The following is a 23,809-nucleotide window of genomic DNA, read 5'->3' as shown; positions in this document are numbered from 1 at the left end:
TCGTCGAAAAAGCCCGCCACTTGGCGGGCTTTTTCTGTTTTTTAGAACTAAACACTATGTTTCACCTCTTATCTAGGCATTTACTAGTACCAACCCATGCCAGGAACAGCCCCATGGATGAGCAGAGCCGCCTCTTAACAGAGCTTGAAGAGTTAACGCTAGCGTTGTTGCACAGCCGTTCAGAGGTAACCCGCTTACGTGAGCGTGAACAGCTGATCAGCTCGTTATTGGGCAGTATCAATGCTGTGGTCTGGGCACTTGATTGGAATACCCAAAAAGTCATTTATGTCAGCCCGGCCTATGAGCGCATATTTGGGCGCCCGGCTGCATCGCTGATGGCGGACTACGGCGAATGGCGTAACTCGATCTATCCCGACGATGTTGAGTACGCCGCCAATAGCTTGGCCAAGGTTTTGCAGACCGGTGCTGTAGAGTCCCGCGAATACCGCATTATCCGGGCTGACGGCCAGCTTCGTTGGCTCAGTGATAAGTGTTTCATGGGCCGCCTGAGCCAAGAAGGCGAGGCCACCATTGTGGTTGGCATCGCCGAAGACATCACGGAAAAGAAGCAGCTTGAAGGTGAGTTACAACGCTTGGCGACCACTGATGTCCTGACTGAGAGCAGCAATCGCCGGCATTTCTTCGAGTGTGCCCAGAAAGAGTTCGAGCATGCCCGCAAGTTTGGTACGCCCTTGTCGTTCTTGTTACTCGATATCGATAACTTCAAACAGATCAACGACAAGTACGGGCATCAGGTGGGCGATCAAGTGCTGCGAAAGATGGCCGCCTGTGGCGTGTCGGTGTTGCGGCGCGGTGATCTGTTTGGGCGCATCGGTGGGGAGGAGTTTGCTGCGTTATTTCCGGGTTGTGAAACGGCCTTAGCCAAGCAAATTGCCGAGCGTCTGCAGCGCGAAATCAACCAGTTGCGCTTCAGCCATGATGATAAGCAGTTCGGGGTGACTGTGAGTCAGGGGCTGACGAGCATCAATAGTGCCGACTTGGCATTGGACAGTGTCTTTGCCCGCGCAGATGAGGCCATGTACAAAGCCAAGAACCAAGGTAAAGACCAGATCGTACTGGGCTGATTAGCGCGCTGCACATTGGCTTTGGCCACTGGCGGTATTCCGCCTGCAGTAAGGCTGAGTTCGGCAAAAAAGCGCTCATTGGCCTGTGCTTGAAGCCAGTTTATACACTCAGAATTTACGTAAATATCTGATTTATAATGGTTTTAATGTTTTTTACAATTATTGGCACAGAATCTGTAACACGAGCTTCATAAGTGAGTCGTCCCCCGTGACCGGCTGACAATAAAAAATGAAGAGACCTGTGCCATGAAAGCTTTCTGCCATTCGCAATACTTGCTCTGTCGCACTTATAGATCTAGACCCGCTGCCTTGACTCCCTGATTTTTAGCCTTACCGCTAACGCTTTGCTGGCGCCTATTCGGCTGCCTGAGCGTTAGCGGTGTGGGCTTAACAAAGATTCGGCATGCGCGATGTCTTCGTCCCTGAATGGTGTGCGTGTGTTGATGTGTGTCCCTATAACACTGGAGTAAATCATAATGAGAAAGACCTCCTTGGCGCTGGCTGTCACCGCCAGCACTTTGGGCTTGTCCTTGAGCCAAACTGCCCACGCTGAATTCCTGAAAGACAGCAAGGCCACTCTTGAGGCGCGCAACTTCTACTTCAACCGTGACTTCCGTCAGGATGGCGCTGCTCAGTCTAAATCGGAAGAGTGGGCTCAAGGCTTCATTCTGCGCGCTGACTCGGGTTATACCGAGGGCACAGTTGGGTTTGGTGTCGATGCGATTGGCACTTTTGGTTTCAAACTGGACTCGGGTGGCGGCACCGCGGGCAGTGGTTTGCTGGTTCCGGATCGTTCGGGCGGCTCGCAGGACACTTCCTCTGGCCTGGCTGTTGCCGGTAAAGCCAAGATATCCAAGACTGTATTGAAGGTGGGTAGCCTGCAGTACAAAAACCAGGCAATCGCCTCTAGCGACGGCCGTCTCTTGCCGCAGGTGTTTAGCGGTGGTCAGTTGGTTTCGCAGGAAATCGACGGCCTGACCCTCGACGCTGCGCATATTCGCGAAGTGAACAACCGTAACTCCAACGATTACGAAGATATCTCGGTCACCTCCGGTGGCACCCGTGGTATCGCGGTCACAGGTGGCAACACCACCGACTCGTTCGATTACATTGGCGGCACCTATAAGGTCACCAAAGAGCTGACTGCTGGCTACTACTACTCCAATCTGGAAGATTTCTACAAACAGAACTCTTTCAACCTGGTGCATGTATGGCCTGTGGCTGACGGTCAGACCTTGAAGACTGATGTGCGTTACGCGCATTCGACTGACGACGGTCGCAGCACCATCGACAACGATGCTTACGGCATCATGACTACCTACAGCGTTAGCGGCCATAGCTTCGGTCTGGGTTATCAGAGCATGACCGGCGACAGCGGCTTTGCTTACGTCGGTAACACCGATCCGTTCTTGGTCAACTATGTACAGATCAGCGACTTTGCCAACAAGGACGAGAAGTCCTGGCAAGCGCGCTATGACTATAACTTCGCGGCTATTGGCATCCCAGGTTTGACCTTTATGACCCGCTACCTCAGCGGCGACAATGTTGACCAGGGCGGCGCTAACAACTCGGAAGGCAAAGAGTGGGAGCGCAACACCGAGTTGATGTACGTGTTCCAGGAAGGTCCGCTGAAGAACCTGGGCATGCGCTGGCGTAATGCGTCTGTGCGCTCTAACTTCGGCAACGACATCGACGAAAACCGTCTGATCGTGAGCTACACCCTGCCTTTGCTGTAAGTCGGTAAGCTGTAGTTAGGTCGAGTTCTGATATAGCTTTACAGCTATTTCGCTAAAACGCCCGGTGCAGTGCACCGGGCGTTTTTATTTGAGTGATGGGCGCTCTCCCGCGCGGAACTTATCCACCAAGGTTCAGCCAGTGGGATGCTTCAGGATTGAGCTTGCGTGGTCACCACCGATGGTGGGTGAAAAAAGCGTCACCCACCCTACCGTTTGCCGGGCTTTTAGGGGCCGTATTTAACGTGTTTGACCCGCAGGTTGCTGCTGAGTGATGCAATGGATGTTGCCGCCGCCGAGGAGAATTTCACGCCCAGGCACCATCACAACGCGATGGTCCGGGAACACCCGACTGAGAATGGCTTTGGCTTCTTCATCGCAAGGATCATCAAAGCATGGCGCAACAATTCCGCCGTTGACGATCAAGAAGTTGACATAAGAACCCGCCAGCCGCGACTCAGGGTGGCGATCTTGCGAGCCTGCCACGAGATCCACGCCAGCGCACTCGTCATCCGTTGCATACATTGGACCCGGAATCGGCATCTTATGCACAACAAGCTTGCGGCCTTTAGCGTCAGGCGTGCTTTCTAATACAGCTATGGCTTTCTGGCAGCGCGGGTAGTTTGGGTTCTGCTCGTCATCGGTCCATGCCAGCATGACTTCGCCCGGGCGCACGTAGCAGCAGAAGTTGTCGACGTGACCATCGGTTTCATCATTGTATAAGCCGTCGGGTAGCCAAATAACCTTGTCGATTGCCAAGTGCTGACTGAGCACCGCCTCAATCTGTTCACGGTTCATGTGCGGGTTACGGTTGGGATTGAGCAAGCACTCTTCGGTGGTGATCAGCGTGCCTTCACCGTCGACGTGGATTGAACCGCCTTCCAAGACAAAATCCTCGGTACGATAACGGGCACAGCTTTCGATCTGCAGAACTTTGCTGGCGACTTGGTCGTCACGGTTCCATGGCCAATACAAGCCACCGTTAAAGCCGCCCCACGCATTGAACTGCCAATCAACACCGCGCACTTCACCTTCGCTGTTAATGACAAAGGTTGGGCCGGTATCGCGCACCCAGGCATCGTCGGTACTGATTTCAACCACGCGGATATTGCGATGGTCGAGACGCGCACAGGCGTTTTCATACTGCTGCGCCGATACGCAAACGGTCACCGGCTCAAACTCCGCAATGGCTTTGGCAACCACACTGAAGGCCTGTTGTGCGGGCTTGGCGCCCAAGCGCCAGTTGTCAGGGCGCTGCGGCCAGACCATCCAGGTTTTGCTGTGGGTTTCCCACTCGGCCGGCATGCGAAAGCCATCGGTGCGAGGGGTGCTATTCAATGTGGTCATCACAATCACCTGCAAATAAAGGGTAGAAGCAACCTTTGCGCGCGCCAAGGGCGCTGAGCAGAGGCTGGCATAAATAGGTTACGAGGCCAGCACACCATCGAGGGTTTTCAGTGGCGCATACAAATTCGGACGACGGTCGCGGAAGGAGCCCCAGGCACTGCGCGTATGTTCAAGTTGATCGAGGTCGAAGCTGTGGACGAGCACCCCTTCTTCGCTTTCGTTGAGTTCTTCAACTTTAGCGCCAAATTGATCGGCTATAAATGATGAACCATAAAACCTGATGTCATAGTCGCCTTGCTCCTCACGGCCGATACGGTTACTGGCAACGAGTGGCATCAGGTTGGCGCCGGCATGGCCTTGCTGTACACGCTGCCAGTGATCGCGTGAGGTGATGTTAGGGTCATGTGGCTCGCTGCCAATGGCCGTGGGGTAAAACAGGATCTCGGCACCGAGCAGTGCCATGCTTCGGGCGCACTCGGGGAACCATTGATCCCAGCAGATACCCACGCCGATCCTGGCGTAGCGGGTGTCCCAGACTTTGAAACCGGTATCGCCGGGATTGAAATAATACTTCTCGTGATAGCCGGGGCCGTCTGGAATGTGGCTTTTTCGGTAGATGCCTAAGTTACTGCCGTCGGCATCGATAATCGCGATGCTGTTGAAGCGTGCACGTCCGGCACGCTCATAAAAGCTAATTGGCAACACCACCTGCAACTCTTTTGCGATCTTTTGAAAGTGGGCGATGGCTGCGTTTTCTTCAACCTGGGTCGCCAGTTGCAGGTAGTCGGGGTTGGGTTTTTGACAGAAGTAGGGGGTCTCGAACAGCTCTTGAATCAGGATGATCTGCGCGCCTTTTGCGGCGGCCTCACGCACCAGTTTTTCAGCGTTGGCAAGGTTGGCAGCGCGATCCCACGAGCAAGCCATTTGCGTGGCAGCGACAGTAACGGTACGTGACATTGAACACCTCGGAAAAACAGTCAGCGCTGTGGTGGCACTCTTTGTTGGCGTGTGAAATCAGCGCGGGGTGGTTTTAAGATGGTGCATTTATAGCCGATAAATATCTGCTTTAAAAGCCAATAATTATTTTTAAAGCATTAAAACAGTTAATTTGGCAGGTAAATATCGATAAATATCCGGCGTTCTAACCACAGCCGTTGGCTGTGGCGGGTAATTCGAGCGTTGATGCTCGCTTGGGTAGGAAGGGCGGCAGGTACAGGCCTAGGTAAGCATCGAATACGCGCATGCCTTCTTCGGCGAGGCGTGGGCTGATATGGCCATGCAGTTGGACCGACCGGGCATAGACGCGATCGCCCAACTCCATGGCCAGGGCAAAGACGTCAATATCCTCAGGCAGTGTCGGCAGGGCAAAGTGCTGCTCGAACAACCTTTGCATCAGTTGGCCCAGTTCAATGTCATGCTGGCGGTCAGCCTGGGTGATCTCGCTGAGGCCATGCTGGGCGAGAATCAGTTGGCGGGCTGCGGCGTCCTTTGCGTAAATTGCCAGCATGCGCTGTTCGACAATGGCGGACAGGTCACGCCAACAGTGCAACTGCTGATGATCAACAGGTTCCTGCAAGCAGGCCCGAAAGGCTGCATGAATATCGGCGGTAAGCGCTTCAAGCAAGGCCGGGACACTGGTGAAAAAGTGATAGACCGAGGATGGCGGGATCTGTGCACGTTGAGCAACGCTGTAGATTGATAAACCAGCAACGCCTTGCTCGGCAAGCAATTCACGGGCGACCGCCAGAATCGCGGCAATTCGGGCTTGGCTGCTGGCGCGAGGTTTACGAACAGTTGTCGGGCGCGGCATGGTCTGCTCAGGTCATGGGATGTGAGTCGGCCGAATCAGGCGGGCGCAATGCACGTTTAGCTGACTTGGCGTATGTAGGCCAACGCAGGTTACAGAATAATGGGCTGATCGGGCAGCTCATTTGGGTTGCCGAGGCGTGGGTCTGCAAAGAATTGCCTGAGCAAACCATGGGCTTGGTCTATGGCTTCCAGGCTGCCCTGGCGCCACAGGCCCTGAGCAAAGTGCTCGCACATTCTGCTGCAGACGGCGTCCCACTGTGCTTGATCAACATGGCGAGCAATACCGCGGTCGGCGACGATTTCAACCCGCTTTTCGGCCAGCAGCAGGTAGATCAAAATCCCGCTGTTGTGCTCGGTATCCCAAACGCCTTGCTCAGCAAAAACCTGCTCGGCGCGAGCGCGCGATGTCATCCCGGCAAGCACATCAATAATGTGCATACGGGCTTCAATGGCAAAGCGAACCTCGCCAATATGCTGCGCCTCACCTGAGCCAATGGCTTTGCCGATCTCATCCAGCACCGGCGCCGGAAAGCTTCGGCCCAACTGAAACCAGCCAGAAAAGAGATTGGTGAATACGCGTTTAATCACTGTCATCACCAGCTACCCGACGAACCGCCGCCTCCGAAACTACCGCCGCCGCCGCTAAAGCCGCCGCCCCCGCCACCAAAACCGCCACCGCCAAAACCGCCACCGCCGCGTCCGGATCCACCGCCCATGCTGATACCACCGAAGGGCAGCAGCATGATCATTGCGCCAACCAGTGCGCCGATCAACGCTGCGCCAAGGGTGCCGAGAATGAATGCGCAGACGATGCCCGTGATCACGCCGCCCAGGCCCATACGCAGTACTATCGGCATGCGCCGGGTCATGCCGCGTAGGAACAGCGCAATGACCAAGCCGAATATGCCGATATCTGTCGGATTTGAGCCTGAGCCAGTAGTGTCGTTGGACGGTGCGGGCAGGTTCTCGCCATCAATCAACAGGGTCAGCGCATCAAGCCCGTCGCGAATGCCTGCGAAAAAGTCGCCCTGTTTAAAGCGCGACTCAATGTATTCACGCTGGATGCGCGCTGCGGCAGCATCGGGTATTGCGCCTTCGAGGCCGTAGCCGACTTCGATGCGATCACGCCGGTCATCTTTGGCAACCAGCAGCAACAAGCCGTCATCCGTGCCCTTGCGCCCAATCTTGTTGGCCTCGGCAACGGCTAATGAATAACTTTCGATGTCCTGAGGTGCAGTGGTGCTGACGATCAGCACTACAACCTGCGCACCTTTGCGTTTCTCCAGCTCAGCCAGTTGTTGGTCGAGCTGATCGATCTGCGCGGCGGTGAGGGTGCCGGTTTGATCGGTGACATGACGCGTGACTATCGGCACGTCGGCCGCATGCGCTATCAGCGGAGCGAACACCAGCAGCGCTAAAACAATGCGCTGAAGCCAGCTGCAAAATAGCTTCATGTTATTGCGTAGCAGGTGCTGTGCCGTTGCCGAAGTCGACCTTTGGCGCTGTGGATATTTCTTTTTCGTTTTCGACACTGAAGTTTGGCTTAACTGAATAACTCATGACCATTGCGGTGAGGTTATTGGGGAAGGTGCGAATCAGCGTGTTGTATTGCTGAACGGCTTGCACGTAGCGATTTCGCGCAACAGTGACTCTATTTTCGGTGCCTTCAAGTTGCGCTTGAAGATTCTGGAACAAGCCGTCGGCTTTCAAATCTGGGTAGCGTTCACTGACCACCATCAAGCGCGACAAGGCGCTGGATAATTCGCCTTGTGCGGCCTGGAATTGTTGAAGCTTTTGCGGATCGTTGAGCGAGTCGCTGTCGATCTGCACGCTGCCGACTTTGGCGCGGGCATTGGTAACTTCGACGAATACTTTTTCTTCGTGCTGGGCATAACCTTTGACGGTATTCACCAGATTGGGGACTAAGTCAGCACGGCGTTGGTATTGGTTGATAACTTCAGACCAGGCGGCCTTTACGGCTTCATCCTGACGTTGCATCTCGTTGTAGCCGCAGCCGGTGAGCAGGGTAGTCAGCAGCATGACCAACAATAAATGTGCAGTTTTCATAGGCGCTCCAGAACATTCCATTGCGGCGGATAGGTAGCTGTCAACAATAGGTGATTGGGATTGATTGCGTCAATTTATTGCCATTTTGGACTGCAAACCCTGGCGAGGCCCGTTCATTTCATACTGATCTGTCGAAGTAACGCCTTAACAGTAGCCGTTACCCGACAGGGTTCAAGTAGAGGGCTGGGTTTACGGAGCGATAAACTGTTGCCACACCTCGTCGCGCACTGCTTTTTGCTCCTCAGAGAGCGATTTAAGCGTGTATAGGCGACGTTTGGTGTCACGACTAGGGTAGAGGTCAGGCATCGCTTGCAGTGAGGCATCCAGGAACTGTTTGGAGTCACTGTTGGCGTTCGGGTAAAGCGTTTCAGTGGTGATCTGGGCGGCAACCTTAGGCTGCATCAGGTAATCGATAAAGCGATAGGCGAGGTCGGCGCGGCGTGCTGTGCTCGGAATCACTAAGTTATCGATGAACAACACCGAGCCTTCGGCGGGCACCATAAAATTGATGGGTTGACCGGCCTGCTTGGCTGCCAGGGCGTCGCCGACCCATGCCATGGCCATGCACAACTTGCCGCTGTTGAGGTCTTCGATGTAACGCTCGCTGTCTATATAACGCAAAGTAGGGCGAATACTTTTGAGCACCTCGCCGGCGCGTCGAATGCGGCTGGGCGCACTGCGCGAGAAGTCGCGACCTTGGTAGTTAAGCACCAGCGACAGGGTTTCATCCGAAGCATCCAGAACGCTGATGCCGCAGCCGCTTAAGCGTGCCGCGTTCTGCGGGTCAAACAGCACGCTCCAGCTATCCGGTAATGGACCGCCGTAGGCCGCCTCTGCTTTGGGGGTGTTGATGGCCAAGCCAACGGCGCCCCACAAGTAGGGAACGGCGTAGTTGTTGTCGGGGTCAACCGCTGCGAGCTTGCTCAGCAATTGTTTGTCGAGGTGGATGCGGTTAGGCAACCGACTCTTGTCCAAGGGCAAGATTGCCTTGGCTTTGATTAGTTCGGGGAGGGTGTCATTGGAGGGCACGGCCACATCGATCGCTTCGCCACTGGCCATGGCTTTTTTAAGTTCATCCGCCGTGCTGAAAGTGTGATATTCGACCTTGATGCCAGTTTCTGCTTCGAAGTCCTTGAGGACTTGCGGTGCAATGTAGTCATTCCAGTTGTAGACGCGAATCATCTCTTCGGCATTGGCCGTGAATGGGGCCAATATGAGCAAAACCAGAGCGTACAAACGGGGCATAGATCTGTTCCTGTAAGCATGATCAACCACGGCGTGGGCGGCGGTTGGAAAGTGGGTACTTGGCAGGTCGAGCTGAGTAACTTCGGAAAAACAACGACCTCTTTTTGTTCAGGGCCTCACTACACAAAAAGACGCCGGCTCTATGGCCGGCGTCGGGTATCAACTGATTTTATACAGTATGCAAGTACCAGTTGTACTCCAAGTCTGAGATCGAGTGCTCAAATTCGGCCAGCTCACTTTCTTTACAGGCGACGAAGATGTCGATGTATTCAGGGCTGATGTACTTGGCCATGATTTCGCTGTCGTCCAACTCGCGCAATGCATCGCGCAGGTTGTTGGGCAGGCTCTGCTCACATTGCTCGTAGGAGTTGCCTTCAATCGGCTCGCCTGGATCAATTTTATTGGTCAAACCATGGTGAATACCGGCCAGAATCGAGGCCATCATCAGGTATGGATTGGCGTCAGCACCGGCAACACGCTGCTCAATCCTTACCGAATCCGGGCTACCGGTGGGTACGCGGATTGCGACCGTGCGGTTATCAATCCCCCAGCTCGGTGCGTTTGGCACATAAAACTGTGCGCCAAAGCGGCGGTATGAGTTGACGTTAGGGCAGAGGAACGCCATTGACGCTGGCATGGTTTCCAGAATGCCGCCAATCGCATGGCGCAGGGCATCGTTTTCCAACGGATCTTCCGAGGTAAAGATGTTTTCGCCAGTCTTCTTGTCGAGCAAGGAAATATGCACGTGCAGACCATTGCCTGCCTGACCCGGATACGGCTTGGCCATAAAGGTCGAGTCCATTTCGTGGTCGTAGGCAATGTTCTTGATCAGGCGCTTAAGCAGCAACGCATAGTCGCAGGCCTTGATCGCGTCTTTCGTGTGATGCAGGTTGACTTCGAATTGAGCCGGCGCGCTTTCCTTGACGATGGCATCTGCAGGCAAGTCTTGCTCTTTTGCAGCTTCGAGCATGTCTTGCAGGCAATCTACGTATTCGTCGAGGTCATCAATCAGGTAAACCTGAGTCGAGTGTGGGCGCTTACCTGAAATCGGCGAGCGTGGCGGCTGTGGACGGCCGTTCACGTTCTCCTGATCAATCAGGTAAAACTCTAATTCGAAAGCGGCGCAGATGGTCAGGCCTAGTTCGTCGAACTTCTGTACTACCTGTCGCAACACCTCTCGTGGATCGGCAAAGAATGGCTTGCCATCGAGTTCGTGCATGGTCATCAACAGCTGCGCGGTTGGGCGCTTCTGCCATGGTTCATTGCACAGGGTGTCGGGAATCGGGAAGCAGATACGGTCCGCATCGCCAATATCCAGACCCAGGCCGGTACTTTCTACCGTTGAGCCATTGATATCGAGTGCGAATAAAGACGCGGGAAGGTTAATACCTTTCTCGTACACTTTATGAAGACTGGCGCGTTCGATGCGTTTGCCACGCACCACGCCATTCATATCTGCAATAAGAAGGTCGACGAACTGGACCTCAGGATGTTCCTTAAGGAACGCGTTCGCTTCATTAAGCTGAACGGCACGCGGGGGTACCGACATGATGCAACACCTTTCTTGTTAAAAATATCAATCATGCGAATGCACAGGTGTGAGTCAATCTTAAACACCTGACGCTGTCAAGAGAGGCGTATTTTGCCCCAAAAAGGGGCTGCATGGCCAATTTTAGGGCGTTTCGGGGCATTTCGTGGGGCTTAGAGCCCTTTGCCTGTGCGGTGCTCAGCGGTGTGTGTTTAATTTTTTACATGGCTATTGTGAAAAAAAATGAACAAGGCTAAGCTCGGCTCAAACCCACTAACAGCAATAAAACGGGTGTCCCATGTCACGCCTGCCGATAATCGGCGTTACCTCTGATACAAAACAGATTGGCCCTCATCCCTACCACGTTACCGGCGATAAATATGTTCGCGCTGTGGTGCTGGGTGCCGGTGGTCTGCCAGTGATCATTCCTTCAATTGGCGAGCTGCTCGATCAGCCGGCTCTGCTCAATAATCTGCACGGTTTGTTGTTTACCGGCTCACCGTCTAATGTTGAACCTCATCACTACAATGGACCGTCAAGCGAGCCTGGCACCTTGCATGATCCTGCACGCGACAGTACGGCGCTGCCGTTGTTGAAAGCTGCTATCGAAGCAGGTCTTCCAGTGCTCGGTGTCTGTCGCGGTTTTCAGGAAATGAATGTGGTCTACGGTGGCACGCTGCACCAGAAAGTGCACGAAGTCCCCGGTTTTATGGATCATCGCGAGCCGCAAAATCAACCGCTCGAGGTGCAGTACGCACCTAGCCACGCGCTGCATGTGCAGCCGGGTGGCATTCTCGCTGGCATCGGCTTGCCAGCAGAGATTGAAGTAAATTCTATTCATGGCCAGGGCGTTCAGCGTCTGGCGCCGGGCCTTCGAGTTGAAGCGCTGGCGCCTGACGGGTTAATCGAAGCTTTTTCCGTCGAAGGTGCTAAAAGCTTTGCTTTAGGGGTGCAATGGCATCCTGAATGGCAGGTACGATCTAATCCGAATTATCTCGCCATCTTCCAGGCCTTTGGTGAGGCTTGCAGGAAGAGGGCGGGGCAACGCTGAGGTCGACTTAATTAATAGTCGGCTCAACCAACCCTGAGGTCTCTATGAGTACCAAAATAGACCAGCTTTCCAGCTGGCTGAAAGAACGCAAAATCACCGAAGTTGAGTGTCTGGTAAGTGATCTTACCGGCATCGCCCGCGGCAAGATCTCGCCGACCAGCAAGTTCATCGCGGAAAAAGGCATGCGCCTCCCGGAAAGTGTGCTGCTGCAAACCGTGACGGGCGACTATGTCGAGGATGACATCTATTACGACCTGCTCGACGCCGCAGACATTGACATGGTTTGCCGTCCCGACGAGACCGCTGTGTTCCTTGTGCCTTGGGCCATTGAGCCGACTGCGCAGGTGATCCACGACACCTACGACAAGCAAGGCAATCCGATTGAATTGTCGCCGCGTAACATTCTCAAGAAAGTACTCAAGCTCTACGCTGACAAAGACTGGCAGCCGATCATGGCGCCGGAGATGGAGTTCTATCTAACCAAGCGTAATGCTGACCCGGATTTCCCCCTGGAAGCCCCATTGGGCCGCTCCGGACGTCCGGAAACTGGCCGCCAGTCGTTCTCCATTGATGCCGCGAACGAATTCGACCCGCTGTTTGAAGACATGTATGACTGGTGTGAGATTCAGGGCCTGGACCTCGATACCCTGATCCACGAAGAAGGGCCGGCGCAGATGGAAATCAACTTCCGCCATGGCGAGCCCCTGCACTTGGCCGACCAGGTGCTGGTGTTTAAACGCACCATGCGTGAAGCGGCGCTCAAGCACGATGTAACGGCGACCTTCATGGCCAAGCCGATTACTGATCAGCCTGGCAGCGCGATGCATGTGCACCAAAGCATCATCGACAAGAAAACCGGCAAGAACCTTTTCTCTAATGAAGACGGCACCATGAGCCAGCTGTTCTTGAACCACATTGGTGGTTTGCAGAAGCTGATTCCTGAGTTGCTGCCGCTGTTCGCGCCTAACGTTAATTCGTTCCGCCGCTTTCTGCCGGATACTTCTGCACCGGTTAACGTGGAGTGGGGTGAAGAGAACCGCACTGTGGGTCTGCGTGTACCTGATGCCGACCCAGAGAATCGCCGCGTCGAGAACCGACTGGCCGGCGCTGACGCCAACCCCTATCTCGCGCTGGCCGCTAGTCTGTTATGCGGTTATATCGGTATGGTTGAAGGCATTGAGCCGAGTGCGCCTGTAGTAGGGCGTGGCTATGAGCGCCGCAACCTGCGCTTGCCACTGACCCTGGAAGCTGCGCTGGAGCGTATGGAAAACTGCAAGCTGGCCGAGGAATATCTGGGCCGCAAGTTCATCAGCGGCTATGTCGCGGTGAAGCGTGCAGAGCATGAGAACTACAAGCGGGTGATCAGCTCCTGGGAGCGTGAATTCCTGCTGCTGTCTGTGTAATTGAACGCGCGCCGGGCATAACCCGCCCGGCGCTCGCTACATGCATTTTTAGAGGTGGATATGACTAACCAAGCGACTAACCCGAAAACCCTTGAGTGGCAGGCGATGAGCCGCGAGCATCACCTCGCACCGTTCACCGACTTCAAACAATTGGCGGAAGTAGGGCCGCGCATTATCACCAAAGCAGACGGGGTTTATCTGTGGGACAGCGAGGGCAACAAAATCCTCGATGCCATGGCCGGTCTGTGGTGTGTGGCAGTGGGCTACGGTCGTAAAGAGCTGGCCGAAGCTGCTTATAAACAGATGCAAGAACTGCCGTACTACAACATGTTCTTCATGACTGCCACGCCGCCAGCACTCGAGTTGGCCAAGGCGATTGCAGAGTTGGCCCCTGAAGGTATGAACCATGTCTTCTTCACCGGCTCGGGCTCTGAAGGCAATGACACCATGCTGCGTATGGTCCGCCACTATTGGGCGGTCAAGGGCAAGCCAAATAAGAAAGTCATCATCAGCCGCCTCAACGGTTATCACGGTTCAACCGTGGCCGGTGCGAGTTTGGGTGGTATGACCTATATGCACGAGCAAGGCGATTTGCCGATCCCAGGCATCGTCCATATTGCCCAGCCGTACTGGTTCGCTGATGGCGGCGACATGACGCCTGACGAATTCGGTATTTGGGCAGCAGAAGAGCTGGAAAAGAAGATTCTTGAAGTCGGCGCTGACAATGTTGGAGCCTTTATTGCTGAACCAATTCAGGGCGCCGGCGGCGTGATCATTCCGCCTGATACCTACTGGCCAAAGGTCCGTGAGATTCTCGCCAAGTACGAGATTCTGTTTGTGGCTGACGAAGTGATTTGTGGCTTTGGCCGTACCGGCGAGTGGTTTGGTAGCGATTATTTCGGTAACGCCCCGGACATGATGACGATTGCCAAGGGCCTGACCTCTGGGTACATCCCAATGGGCGGTTTGATCGTCCGCGACGAGATCGTCGAAGTGCTCAATCAAGGCGGTGACTTCAACCATGGCTTCACCTATTCCGGACATCCGGTTGCGGCAGCTGTGGGGTTGGAGAATCTGCGTATTTTGCGTGAAGAAAAAATTGTTGAGCGAGTTAAAGAAGAAACGGCACCGTATTTGCAGAAACGTTTACGAGAGCTGGCTGACCATCCATTGGTAGGTGAAGTTCGCGGTGTTGGCATGCTCGGCGCTATTGAACTGGTGAAGAACAAAGCGACGCGTGAACGTTATCCGAGTGATACAGGTGTTGGCATGATCTGCCGCACACACTGTTTCAGTAATGGTTTGATCATGCGTGCCGTTGGCGACACCATGATTATTTCGCCACCCCTGGTTATCAGTAAGGCAGAGATCGATGAACTGATTGCCAAGGCCCGTCAATGCCTTGATCTGACGGCTGCTGAGGTAATGGGTTAAGGCATCAACGTAAATAACTCGCAGCTGGAATCAGTTGAGTGTTTAAAAAAGTCGATGAAATTGCCAGACTGCGCCAGTGCGTTGGCCAGGCTCGCCGGAAGGTGGTGCAAACAGGCTGCGCCATCTTCTGGAATAACTTATAAAACAACAGGAGCTTTACGCATGAAATTTTTCGGTAAAACCCTTCTCGCGTTGTCTTTGGCGGGTGCTGTAGTGGGAGCAGCGCACGCACAGGATAAAGTTCTACATGTTTACAATTGGTCCGATTACATCGCTGAAGACACACTGGAAAACTTCCAGAAAGAAACCGGCATAAAAGTGGTTTATGACGTTTTCGACAGCAACGAAACCTTGGAAGCCAAGTTACTTGCCGGTACCTCGGGTTATGACGTTGTAGTGCCGTCGAACCAGTTTTTGGCGAAGCAAATCAAGGCGGGCGTTTTCCAGAAGCTGGACAAATCCAAGCTGCCAAATTGGAAAAACCTCAACCCAGACCTGATGAAGTCCCTGGAAGCGGCTGATCCAGGCAACCAATATGCTTTCCCTTACCTGTGGGGCACCACGGGCATCGGTTACAACCCAGAGAAAGTGAAAGCCGCGCTGGGTACCGATAAAATCGACTCTTGGGACATTATTTTCAAACCTGAGAACATGGATAAGCTCAAGTCGTGCGGCGTTGCCATGCTCGATGCGCCTGAGGAAGTTTACGCCGCCGCGTTGCACTATCTCGGTCTGAATCCAATCGCGCAAAGTGTCGAGGATGTTAAAAAAGCTGAAGAGCTGCTGCTCAAAATTCGCCCTGACGTCACGTACTTCCACTCATCCAAATACATCTCCGATCTTGCAAACGGCAACATCTGTGTAGCCTTGGGTTGGTCCGGTGACGTCTTCCAAGCTGAAGCCCGTGCGGAAGAGGCCAAAAATGGCGTGCCAGTCAGCTATGTCATTCCTAAAGAAGGCGCTGCGGCATTCTTCGACATGATGGCCATCCCGGCAGATGCAAAGAACGCTGATGAGGCTTATACCTTCCTTAACTACATCCTCAAGCCTGAGGTAATTGCCCCGATTTCTGATTACGTGGCTTACCCAAATGGTAACGCTGCTGCGACACCTTTGGTGTCGGAAGAAATCCGTAACAACCCAGGCATCTACCCAACTGAAGAAGCTTCGAAGAAGTTGTACACCTTCTCCGAGCTGTCGCCGAAGGTACAGCGTGCGATGACGCGTAGCTGGACCAAGGTCAAGTCGGGCCGTTAAGCCTTACTGATGTAAGCCTGTAGTTCTGTGTCAGGCGGGTTTATCTGCCTGACACAGAAGAGTGGTATCTAAAATGGAAACAGTTGCCTTGGCCTTTTCTGTGCTCGGTCGGCTGGGAAATGGAAGCTTGCATGTATTGTTCAATTCTTCTGTTCGCCACTAAGCGCGTTCAGTATGAGGTCTCGCGATCAGTTGTTGGGTCGCCAGGGAGCGCGGGTAAAGCCGTGTTGTTCAGCCTGACAAGCAATGGACCACTGAACAGAAGCAATCTTATCCGATACAGTGCCGGCCCTTTTTTGGCCGCTCAATAATAAGAGGACATACGTGTGCGATTCTCAATAAGCAAAACTCTGACAGCCAGCTTACTAGCACTTGGTGTAGCGACCGCAGCCCAAGCTGCTGAGTCGACCGTGCACATCTACAACTGGAGTGATTACATCGGCGAGAACACCTTGGCCGACTTCCAGAAAACCACTGGCATCAAGCCGGTGTACGACGTATTCGATTCCAACGAAACCCTGGAAGGTAAATTACTGTCTGGCCACACCGGCTATGACATTGTGGTGCCGTCAAATAACTTTCTGGGTAAACAAATCCGCGCTGGCGCCTTCCAAAAACTGGACCGCAGCCAACTCAGTAACTGGAAGAACCTGGACCCGCGCTTGCTAAAGCAGCTGGAAACCAATGACCCAGGCAATCTGTATGCAGTGCCTTATCTGTGGGGCACGAACGGCATCGGCTACAACGTCGAGAAAGTCAAAGAAGTGCTCGGGGTTGACCATATTGATTCATGGGCCGTGTTGTTCGAACCCGAGAACATGAAGAAACTCAGCACCTGTGGGGTGTCGTTCCTTGATTCCGCGGACGAGATGATCCCGGCAGTGCTCAACTACATGGGCCTTGACCCAAACAGCAAGAATCCGGACGACTACAAGAAAGCTGAAGAGAAGCTTTTGACAGTGCGTCCCTACGTGACTTATTTCCACTCTTCGAAATTCATCAGCGACCTGGCTAATGGCAATATCTGTGTAGCGGCGGGTTTCTCCGGTGATGTTCTGCAAGCCGCAGACCGTGCTGAAGAAGCAGGCAAAGGCATTGATATCGCTTACGCCATTCCGAAAGAAGGTGGCAACCTGTGGTTCGACATGCTTGCAGTTCCAGCGGACTCGAAAAATGTTAAAGAAGCGCACGCGTTTATCAACTACCTGCTGCAACCTGAAGTGATTGCCGGTGTGAGTGATTACGTGGGCTATGCCAACCCAAATATTAAGTCCGCTAAGTTTATGGACGAGGAAGTCAGCACAAATCCATCGGTTTACCCTCCTCAAGAGGTGCTGGATCGCTTGTATATCCAGCAGGAAATGCCTCGCAAGATCCAGCGTCTGATGACACGCAGCTGGACCAAGATTAAGTCTGGACAATAATTTTAAGCAGCCCGCTGCCAAGTCGGCGGGCGCGATTTCGCGGGAGTTTGGTAATGGCAGTTGCTTCTAGTACCTATAAAAAGGTCCTTGAGGGCGATCAGCAACCGAAAGAGGTGCTGGTCAGAATCGAGCGTGTGACCAAAAAGTTTGATGAAACGGTTGCTGTCGACGATGTCTCTTTGACTATCAATAAAGGCGAAATTTTCGCCTTGCTGGGCGGTTCTGGCTCGGGCAAATCAACCCTATTGCGCATGCTCGCAGGTTTTGAGCGGCCAACGGAAGGGCGAATCTTCCTCGACGGTGAAGACATCACCGACATGCCGCCTTACGAGCGTCCGATCAACATGATGTTCCAGTCCTATGCATTGTTCCCGCATATGACCGTGGCGGAAAACATTGCCTTCGGTCTAAAGCAAGACAAGATGGCAAAGGCTGACATTGAGGCGCGTGTTGCCGAGATGCTCAAGCTCGTGCATATGACCCAGTACGCCAAACGCAAGCCGCATCAGTTGTCAGGCGGTCAGCGTCAGCGTGTGGCGCTGGCCCGTTCGCTGGCAAAAAGCCCGAAGTTGCTGTTGCTCGATGAGCCCATGGGCGCACTGGATAAAAAACTGCGTTCAGAAATGCAGTTGGAGTTGGTTGAAATCATCGAGCGCGTAGGTGTGACCTGCGTAATGGTGACCCACGACCAAGAAGAAGCCATGACCATGGCCCAGCGCATTGCAATTATGCACCTGGGTTGGATTGCCCAGATCGGTAGCCCGATTGATATCTATGAAACCCCAACGAGCCGCCTGGTCTGCGAGTTCATTGGCAACGTCAACCTGTTCGAAGGTCAGGTTGTCGATGATGCTGAAGCCCACGCACTGATTGACAGTCCCGACCTTGAACGCAATATTTTTGTGGGTCACGGCGTCAGCACCTCGGTACAGGACAAAAGCATTACCTACGCGATTCGTCCCGAGAAGCTCTTGGTCACCACCGAGCAGCCATCATTCGAATACAACTGGTCGCGCGGCACCGTTCACGATATCGCCTACCTTGGCGGTCACTCGGTGTTCCATGTGCAGCTGCCGAGTGGCAAGATCGTCCAGTCGTTCGTCGCGAACGCTGAGCGACGGGGTGCACGGCCGACTTGGGATGACCAAGTATTCGTCTGGTGGGAGGACGATAGCGGGGTGGCATTGCGCTCATGAACATATCCCGAAGCATCAGTCGCCGGATGCCCAAGGGCCGGCATGTCGTAATCGGCATTCCGTTCATTTGGCTATTTCTGTTCTTCCTGCTGCCTTTCATTATCGTGATGAAAATCAGCTTTGCCGAAGCAGACGTTGCGATTCCACCTTACACCGAGATTTACACCTGGGCTGAAGGCCAGTTGTCGATCATTCTTAATTTAGGCAACTACATCTTCCTGACCGAAGATGAACTGTATCTGGCGGCCTATTTGGGCTCGCTGAAGATGGCCTTTATCAGCACGCTTATTTGCCTGTTCATTGGTTATCCAATGGCGTATGCAATTGCCCGCGCCAATAAAGAAATGCAGACGGTCTACCTGTTGCTGGTGATGATGCCGACTTGGACGGCGATTCTGATCCGAGTTTATGCCTGGATGGGAATTCTCAGTAATAATGGTTTGCTCAACGGTGCCCTGATGTCGATTGGCGTTATCAGCGAGCCGTTGCAGATCCTTAATACCAACTTCGCAGTGTACATCGGTATTGTTTACTCCTACTTGCCATTTATGATTTTGCCGCTATTTGCCAACTTGGTTAAGCACGATCATAGCTTGCTGGAAGCTGCATCAGACCTCGGCTCAAGCACCTTCAATAGCTTCTGGAAAATCACCGTGCCGCTGTCTAAAAACGGCATTATCGCGGGCTGCATGCTGGTGTTTATTCCTGCGGTCGGTGAGTTCGTGATTCCAGAGCTGCTGGGTGGCCCGGAAACACTGATGATCGGTAAAGTGCTCTGGCAAGAGTTCTTCAATAACCGTGATTGGCCGGTAGCTTCGGCGTTGGCTGTGGTGATGCTGGCGGTGTTGATTGTGCCAATCATCCTGTTTAACCGTAACCAAGCGAAAGAGATGGAGGGCCGAGCATGAATAAGCGCTTTAGTTTCTCCAACATCATGCTCTGGGTCGGCTTCCTGTTTATCTACTTGCCGATGGTCATCCTGGTCATTTACTCGTTCAACAGCTCGCGTTTGGTGACTGTTTGGGGCGGCTGGTCGGTGAAGTGGTATGTCGGTTTGCTCGACAACACCCAGTTGATCAGTGCGGTTATGCGTTCATTGGAAATCGCCTTTTACACTGCAATTTCTGCGGTGATATTGGGGACCATGGCCGCCTTTGTGCTAACCCGAGTTACTCGTTTTAAAGGGCGCACCATGTTCGGTGGCTTGGTCACTGCGCCGCTGGTAATGCCAGAGGTGATCACCGGTCTGTCTTTGCTGCTGTTGTTCGTCGCCATGGCGCAGCTGTTAGGCTGGCCATCAGAGCGTGGCATCGTCACCATCTGGATTGCCCACACCACCTTCTGTACGGCTTATGTGGCTGTGGTTGTCTCCTCGCGCCTGCGTGAGTTGGACCTGTCAATCGAAGAAGCGGCAATGGACTTGGGCGCGCGGCCCTTAAAGGTGTTCTTCTTGATCACCATTCCAATGATCGCGCCTTCGCTGGCAGCCGGCGCAATGATGTCCTTCGCCCTGTCACTCGATGACTTGGTGCTGGCAAGCTTTGTGTCTGGACCGGGCTCGACAACCTTACCAATGGAGGTGTTCTCGGCTGTGCGCCTTGGGGTTAAGCCTGAGATCAATGCCATTGCCAGTTTGATCCTACTCTCGGTATCGCTGGTGACCTTCTTGGCATGGGTGTTTACCCGTCGTGCCGAAAATGCACGCAAGAAAGCAGTCCAGCAAGCCATTGATGAAGGTACCAAGACAACGTGGAAGGAAGCGCCCACGAGCGCCAACAGTTGACTGGAACGCGCTGAGAAAAAACGGGCCTTATGGCCCGTTTTTTTATCCCTTGAATTTAAAGTTTTACTGCGCCGTGTCGATTAATAAGTTTGTGCTTTGTACACCTGTGGCTGATTAATACTATTGTACTGCTGACGAAAGTTAATTAAGCCTGCATAGTTGAATCGTCAGTAATGGCAAAGTAATGGCGATCCGCCAAGATCCAAGAGTTATACGGCTTTCGACACTATGTACAAGTTTTTAAGGGCTACTTGTACAGGTTTTTTGCGCTTAAATTCTGTGCCGATAGTGCAAGTAGTGGATTAACTATTAAGTATTAATCACTGCTGGGTGCGTAGTAGGCCATGTAATAACAGCGTGCAACTTCCAATTGAATGCAAGGCCGGCGAGGGTCATTCCATGTTTAATTCATTGCGTAAAACAGACCGTTTAGAACAAGAGCGCGCGACCTTTGCTTTGGCTGAAGTTACCGCAAAATTAGCGGCCATCAGCCGTTCCATGGTGATGATCGAGTTTCAACCAGACGGCATTATCCTCGATGCCAATCCAAATTTTTGTCAGGCCATGGGCTATGGCGCTGAAGAAATTCGCGGCAAGCATCATCGGATTTTTTGCGAAGAGGCTTATTATCGCAGTGATGCCTATGCCAAGCTATGGGCTGATCTGGCGCGTGGTGAACCTATCAGCGACACCTTTATGCGCTTGGATAAATCGGGGCGTGAGCTCTGGCTCGAGGCCAGTTACATGCCGGTTAAAGATGCTCATGGCCACGTCGTCAGTGTGATCAAGATTGCCTCCGATGTGACCCAGCAGATACATCGGGAGCGTGAAGGCAAAAGCCTGATGAATGCGCTGAGCCGTTCAATGGCCGTAATTGAGTTTTCCCCGGATGGCCACATCCTTAATGCCAATGAAAATTTTCTGAAAACAACGCATTACTCACTGGAACAAGTAAAAGGCCAGCACCACCGCATTTTCTGTGACCGCAGCGAAAGTGAGTCGATCGAATACCGAAACTTTTGGGCTTCATTGAATCGCGGCGAGTTTCATTCCGGGCGTTTCCAGCGGGTAGACAGTCGTGGCCAGCGGATCTTCCTTGAAGCCTCTTATAATCCGATCTTTGATGCAAAGGGCCGCCTGTACAAGGTGGTTAAGTTTGCCAGCGACATCACCGAGCAAATGAACAGTCAGCAAAGTGCTGCAGATGCGGCGCACGCCACCTCATTGCAAACTGATACCTGTGCGCAAAAGGGCTCTTCGGTGGTGCAGCAGACCGTCAAGGTGATTGAAAATATCTCTAATGACTTGAACGATGCGGCGAAGAGCATTGATGCGGTGAACAAGCAGTCCGAGGTAATCGGCAATATTGTGCAGACCATTCGTGGTATCGCCGACCAGACCAACCTGCTGGCACTAAACGCCGCTATTGAGGCGGCGCGTGCAGGCGAACACGGCCGTGGCTTTGCTGTGGTTGCCGATGAGGTCAGAAGTCTTGCGGCACGCACCAGCAAGGCAACGCTTGAGATTGTCGAGGTGGTGCGCCAGAACCACGAACTGTCGCTGAGCGCGGTTGAAAGCATGCGCTCAAGCCTGGGCAGGACTGAGCAGGGTGTTGGGCTTGCCAATGAGGCGGGCGAGGTGATTCTGGAGATCCAGCAAGGCTCACGGCATGTGGTCGATGCCATTAGCCAATTCAGTACATCCCTGCGACTGCAGTAACCAAACTACCAGGCCGCAGCAGCGCTCGCAGCTACAGCCACGAGCGTTGTTGTGGCACTTGTTTAGTGCGCTTCTTCCAATTCGTCGTGCAGCAGGCCGAGGATCTGGCGTTTCATGTCGATAAACTGGTGATCCATAACCATGTCGAGATCCCGTGGGCGCTGGATGGGCACATCAAGAATCTGCTTGATTCGACCTGGACGTGCGCCCATGACGTAAACCCGGTCGCCGAGCAGAATCGCTTCGTCAATGTCGTGAGTGACAAAGACCACGGTCTTCTTGCTGTGCTCCCAGATGCGTAACAACAGTTTTTGCATTTGCATGCGCGTCTGACTGTCGAGCGCACCAAAGGGCTCATCCATCAGCAGAATCTGCGGGTCATTGGCCAGTGCGCGAGCAATCGCCACGCGCTGCATCATGCCGCCGGATAACTGTTTCGGATAATTATCCGCAAAGGGTGTCAAGCCCACTTCGTTGAGGTAGAACTCGACTATCTCTTTACGTTCAGCGGCGGGCATGCGTTTACGTTTCAGACCAAACTCGATGTTCTGGCGCACGGTCAGCCATGGGAACAGGGTATAGCTTTGGAAAACCATGCCGCGGTCTGCTCCCGGGCCATCAACCCGTTGACCGCCCACATGGATCTCACCGTCGCTGGGCTCAGCCAGCCCCGCTGTTAAATACAACAGGCTGGACTTGCCGCATCCAGACGGTCCGACTATGACCGCGAACTGCTGATCAGGCACTTCCAGCGAGACATTATCCAGCGCCGTGAAAACGCCACCTGATGGTGTGTTGTAACGCAGGCTGACGTTGTTCACCCGCAGACGTGCAGATTGAATTGTTGAAGGTGCCTCAGTGTCGTATCGCACCGCTGCTACTGCGCCCATGAAGCCACCTTTAAACGTAAGAGTCGGAACAGTTGATCGGTCATCAAGCCCAGCAGGCCGATGATCGCGATCGCTAGAAAAATCACATCTACCTGAAAGCCGCGCATGGCCTTGAGGCTCATGTAGCCCAAACCGCTGGACGCCGCGACCAGTTCAGCGACCACCAGGTAAGTCCAGGCCCAGCCCATGGTGACGCGCAAGGTGTCGAGTATGCCCGGCAGAGAAGCCGGGCCGAGCACATGCATAACCACATCACGGCGGCTGGAACCCAGGGTGTAACTGGCGTTTATCAGATCCTTGGCGACGCCTTTCGACACGTCGGCAATCATCACCAGCTGTTGAAAGAACACCCCGAAGATAATCACCGTCACTCGTTGTTCCAAGCCGATACCTATCCACAAAATAAACAGTGGGACGAATGAGGTCACTGGCAGATAGCGAATGAAGTTAACCAACGGCTCAAGCAGTGCCTGAACAATGCGGAAGCTGCCCATCAGCAGGCCCAGCGGTACAGCGACGATTGACGATACGAGAAAGCCGATCACCACAACTTCAACACTGGCTATTACGTGTTTGCTCAGTGTGCCGTCAGCGCTGAGGCGCACGGCGGCGTCGAGCACGGCGCCGGGTGTTGGCAAAAACATGGTGGGGACGCCGCCGCCATATGACAGCAGCGCCCATAAGCCAAAGACCAATATCCAGCAGGTGATGCTGGCGGTCAGAGTCAGTGCAGCAGGAAGCTCGACTTTAGGTGTCAGGCACCGTTGCAAGGTAGATTTTTGAGTAGCCATGCGGCGTCTCCTGGAGAATAACAAAGCCCGCCGCTGTAACCACAACT

At 53.6% G+C, this 23,809-nt stretch carries 21 protein-coding genes; 11 read left to right on the top strand and 10 right to left on the bottom strand.

Annotated elements, in window-relative coordinates; genetic code table 11:
* The first annotated feature begins 113 nt into the window (after positions 1-113).
* Both AACY09_RS17540 and AACY09_RS17535 read left to right on the top strand, forming a co-directional pair.
* Positions 114-1,085 (top strand): GGDEF domain-containing protein, encoded by a 972-nt coding sequence (locus AACY09_RS17540; RefSeq protein ID WP_339489831.1) that lies wholly within the window; start codon positions 114-116, stop codon positions 1,083-1,085.
* A gap of 476 nt (positions 1,086-1,561) precedes the next feature.
* On the top strand, positions 1,562-2,821 hold the full coding sequence (locus AACY09_RS17535; protein WP_339489829.1) for an OprD family porin: 1,260 nt from the start codon (positions 1,562-1,564) through the stop codon (positions 2,819-2,821).
* 237 nt (positions 2,822-3,058) lie between these two features.
* On the opposite strand, the gene aguA is transcribed toward AACY09_RS17535, so the two are convergent.
* The 8 genes from aguA to AACY09_RS17495 form a co-directional block, all read right to left on the bottom strand.
* Complete coding sequence (gene aguA, locus AACY09_RS17530) at positions 3,059-4,165, bottom strand: agmatine deiminase (protein WP_339489828.1); 1,107 nt, start codon at positions 4,163-4,165, stop codon at positions 3,059-3,061.
* Between the two features lie 78 nt (positions 4,166-4,243).
* Positions 4,244-5,122, bottom strand: a complete 879-nt coding sequence (aguB, locus tag AACY09_RS17525; protein ID WP_339489826.1) for an N-carbamoylputrescine amidase — start codon at positions 5,120-5,122, stop codon at positions 4,244-4,246.
* Positions 5,123-5,306: 184 nt separating this feature from the next.
* On the bottom strand, positions 5,307-5,975 hold the full coding sequence (locus AACY09_RS17520) for a TetR/AcrR family transcriptional regulator (protein WP_339489824.1): 669 nt from the start codon (positions 5,973-5,975) through the stop codon (positions 5,307-5,309).
* Positions 5,976-6,064: 89 nt separating this feature from the next.
* Complete coding sequence (locus AACY09_RS17515) at positions 6,065-6,568, bottom strand: TPM domain-containing protein (protein ID WP_339489822.1); 504 nt, start codon at positions 6,566-6,568, stop codon at positions 6,065-6,067.
* Positions 6,568-7,428: a TPM domain-containing protein gene (locus AACY09_RS17510; protein WP_339489820.1), complete on the bottom strand. Its 861-nt coding sequence runs from the start codon at positions 7,426-7,428 to the stop codon at positions 6,568-6,570. The genes AACY09_RS17515 and AACY09_RS17510 overlap by 1 nt, the downstream gene beginning before the upstream one ends.
* Position 7,429: 1 nt before the next feature.
* Positions 7,430-8,041, bottom strand: coding sequence for a LemA family protein (locus tag AACY09_RS17505; protein WP_339489819.1), 612 nt, complete (start codon positions 8,039-8,041; stop codon positions 7,430-7,432).
* 189 nt (positions 8,042-8,230) lie between these two features.
* The gene (locus AACY09_RS17500; protein WP_339489818.1) at positions 8,231-9,286 is read right to left on the bottom strand and encodes a polyamine ABC transporter substrate-binding protein; all 1,056 of its coding nucleotides are present in this window, start codon (positions 9,284-9,286) and stop codon (positions 8,231-8,233) included.
* A 169-nt stretch (positions 9,287-9,455) separates the two neighbouring features.
* Positions 9,456-10,835, bottom strand: coding sequence for a glutamine synthetase family protein (locus AACY09_RS17495; RefSeq protein WP_339489817.1), 1,380 nt, complete (start codon positions 10,833-10,835; stop codon positions 9,456-9,458).
* Between the two features lie 277 nt (positions 10,836-11,112).
* Between AACY09_RS17495 and AACY09_RS17490 the strand changes: the two genes are divergently transcribed.
* The 9 genes from AACY09_RS17490 (at position 11,113) to AACY09_RS17450 (ending at position 22,081) form a co-directional block, all read left to right on the top strand.
* Positions 11,113-11,865, top strand: coding sequence for a gamma-glutamyl-gamma-aminobutyrate hydrolase family protein (locus AACY09_RS17490; RefSeq protein ID WP_339489816.1), 753 nt, complete (start codon positions 11,113-11,115; stop codon positions 11,863-11,865).
* Positions 11,866-11,909: 44 nt separating this feature from the next.
* Positions 11,910-13,268: a glutamine synthetase family protein gene (locus AACY09_RS17485; protein ID WP_339489815.1), complete on the top strand. Its 1,359-nt coding sequence runs from the start codon at positions 11,910-11,912 to the stop codon at positions 13,266-13,268.
* Between the two features lie 60 nt (positions 13,269-13,328).
* The gene (locus tag AACY09_RS17480) at positions 13,329-14,702 is read left to right on the top strand and encodes an aspartate aminotransferase family protein (protein ID WP_339489814.1); all 1,374 of its coding nucleotides are present in this window, start codon (positions 13,329-13,331) and stop codon (positions 14,700-14,702) included.
* A 162-nt stretch (positions 14,703-14,864) separates the two neighbouring features.
* Positions 14,865-15,959: a polyamine ABC transporter substrate-binding protein gene (locus tag AACY09_RS17475; RefSeq protein ID WP_339489813.1), complete on the top strand. Its 1,095-nt coding sequence runs from the start codon at positions 14,865-14,867 to the stop codon at positions 15,957-15,959.
* Positions 15,960-16,285: 326 nt separating this feature from the next.
* A complete protein-coding gene (locus AACY09_RS17470) occupies positions 16,286-17,383 on the top strand; it encodes a polyamine ABC transporter substrate-binding protein (protein WP_445323865.1) in 1,098 nt (365 codons plus the stop codon).
* A 53-nt stretch (positions 17,384-17,436) separates the two neighbouring features.
* Positions 17,437-18,579 (top strand): polyamine ABC transporter ATP-binding protein, encoded by a 1,143-nt coding sequence (potA, locus tag AACY09_RS17465; protein WP_339489812.1) that lies wholly within the window; start codon positions 17,437-17,439, stop codon positions 18,577-18,579.
* Positions 18,580-18,605: 26 nt separating this feature from the next.
* A complete protein-coding gene (locus AACY09_RS17460; RefSeq protein ID WP_339489979.1) occupies positions 18,606-19,487 on the top strand; it encodes an ABC transporter permease subunit in 882 nt (293 codons plus the stop codon).
* Positions 19,484-20,362: an ABC transporter permease subunit gene (locus AACY09_RS17455; RefSeq protein WP_339489811.1), complete on the top strand. Its 879-nt coding sequence runs from the start codon at positions 19,484-19,486 to the stop codon at positions 20,360-20,362. Before AACY09_RS17460 ends, AACY09_RS17455 begins: the two co-directional genes overlap by 4 nt.
* Positions 20,363-20,761: 399 nt before the next feature.
* On the top strand, positions 20,762-22,081 hold the full coding sequence (locus AACY09_RS17450) for a methyl-accepting chemotaxis protein (protein ID WP_339489810.1): 1,320 nt from the start codon (positions 20,762-20,764) through the stop codon (positions 22,079-22,081).
* Positions 22,082-22,143: 62 nt separating this feature from the next.
* Here the strand turns inward: AACY09_RS17450 and AACY09_RS17445 are convergent, their stop codons facing one another.
* Together AACY09_RS17445 and AACY09_RS17440 are read right to left on the bottom strand one after the other, a co-directional pair.
* On the bottom strand, positions 22,144-22,971 hold the full coding sequence (locus tag AACY09_RS17445) for an ABC transporter ATP-binding protein (RefSeq protein ID WP_339489808.1): 828 nt from the start codon (positions 22,969-22,971) through the stop codon (positions 22,144-22,146).
* The gene (locus tag AACY09_RS17440) at positions 22,959-23,762 is read right to left on the bottom strand and encodes an ABC transporter permease (protein WP_339489807.1); all 804 of its coding nucleotides are present in this window, start codon (positions 23,760-23,762) and stop codon (positions 22,959-22,961) included. Before AACY09_RS17440 ends, AACY09_RS17445 begins: the two co-directional genes overlap by 13 nt.
* Between the last annotated feature and the right edge of the window lie 47 nt (positions 23,763-23,809).

The sequence above is a fragment of the Pseudomonas sp. EL_65y_Pfl2_R95 genome (assembly GCF_963971045.1).
Lineage (GTDB): Bacteria > Pseudomonadota > Gammaproteobacteria > Pseudomonadales > Pseudomonadaceae > Aquipseudomonas.
Note: the sequence above shows the minus strand (reverse complement) of the source record. Positions and strands in the feature narration are given on the sequence as shown.

What these genes read in the sequence shown, in the direction of transcription:
- aguA (WP_339489828.1), bottom strand. Translation starts at nt 4,165, where the DNA reads ATGACCACATTGAATAGCACCCCTCGCACCGATGGCTTTCGCATGCCG.
- AACY09_RS17495 (WP_339489817.1), bottom strand. Translation starts at nt 10,835, where the DNA reads ATGTCGGTACCCCCGCGTGCCGTTCAGCTTAATGAAGCGAACGCGTTC.
- AACY09_RS17540 (WP_339489831.1), top strand. Translation starts at nt 114, where the DNA reads ATGGATGAGCAGAGCCGCCTCTTAACAGAGCTTGAAGAGTTAACGCTA.
- AACY09_RS17515 (WP_339489822.1), bottom strand. Translation starts at nt 6,568, where the DNA reads ATGACAGTGATTAAACGCGTATTCACCAATCTCTTTTCTGGCTGGTTT.
- AACY09_RS17460 (WP_339489979.1), top strand. Translation starts at nt 18,606, where the DNA reads ATGCCCAAGGGCCGGCATGTCGTAATCGGCATTCCGTTCATTTGGCTA.
- AACY09_RS17505 (WP_339489819.1), bottom strand. Translation starts at nt 8,041, where the DNA reads ATGAAAACTGCACATTTATTGTTGGTCATGCTGCTGACTACCCTGCTC.
- AACY09_RS17480 (WP_339489814.1), top strand. Translation starts at nt 13,329, where the DNA reads ATGACTAACCAAGCGACTAACCCGAAAACCCTTGAGTGGCAGGCGATG.
- AACY09_RS17485 (WP_339489815.1), top strand. Translation starts at nt 11,910, where the DNA reads ATGAGTACCAAAATAGACCAGCTTTCCAGCTGGCTGAAAGAACGCAAA.
- AACY09_RS17520 (WP_339489824.1), bottom strand. Translation starts at nt 5,975, where the DNA reads ATGCCGCGCCCGACAACTGTTCGTAAACCTCGCGCCAGCAGCCAAGCC.
- AACY09_RS17450 (WP_339489810.1), top strand. Translation starts at nt 20,762, where the DNA reads ATGTTTAATTCATTGCGTAAAACAGACCGTTTAGAACAAGAGCGCGCG.
- AACY09_RS17535 (WP_339489829.1), top strand. Translation starts at nt 1,562, where the DNA reads ATGAGAAAGACCTCCTTGGCGCTGGCTGTCACCGCCAGCACTTTGGGC.
- potA (WP_339489812.1), top strand. Translation starts at nt 17,437, where the DNA reads ATGGCAGTTGCTTCTAGTACCTATAAAAAGGTCCTTGAGGGCGATCAG.
- AACY09_RS17490 (WP_339489816.1), top strand. Translation starts at nt 11,113, where the DNA reads ATGTCACGCCTGCCGATAATCGGCGTTACCTCTGATACAAAACAGATT.
- AACY09_RS17440 (WP_339489807.1), bottom strand. Translation starts at nt 23,762, where the DNA reads ATGGCTACTCAAAAATCTACCTTGCAACGGTGCCTGACACCTAAAGTC.
- AACY09_RS17455 (WP_339489811.1), top strand. Translation starts at nt 19,484, where the DNA reads ATGAATAAGCGCTTTAGTTTCTCCAACATCATGCTCTGGGTCGGCTTC.
- AACY09_RS17475 (WP_339489813.1), top strand. Translation starts at nt 14,865, where the DNA reads ATGAAATTTTTCGGTAAAACCCTTCTCGCGTTGTCTTTGGCGGGTGCT.
- AACY09_RS17510 (WP_339489820.1), bottom strand. Translation starts at nt 7,428, where the DNA reads ATGAAGCTATTTTGCAGCTGGCTTCAGCGCATTGTTTTAGCGCTGCTG.
- AACY09_RS17445 (WP_339489808.1), bottom strand. Translation starts at nt 22,971, where the DNA reads ATGGGCGCAGTAGCAGCGGTGCGATACGACACTGAGGCACCTTCAACA.
- AACY09_RS17500 (WP_339489818.1), bottom strand. Translation starts at nt 9,286, where the DNA reads ATGCCCCGTTTGTACGCTCTGGTTTTGCTCATATTGGCCCCATTCACG.
- aguB (WP_339489826.1), bottom strand. Translation starts at nt 5,122, where the DNA reads ATGTCACGTACCGTTACTGTCGCTGCCACGCAAATGGCTTGCTCGTGG.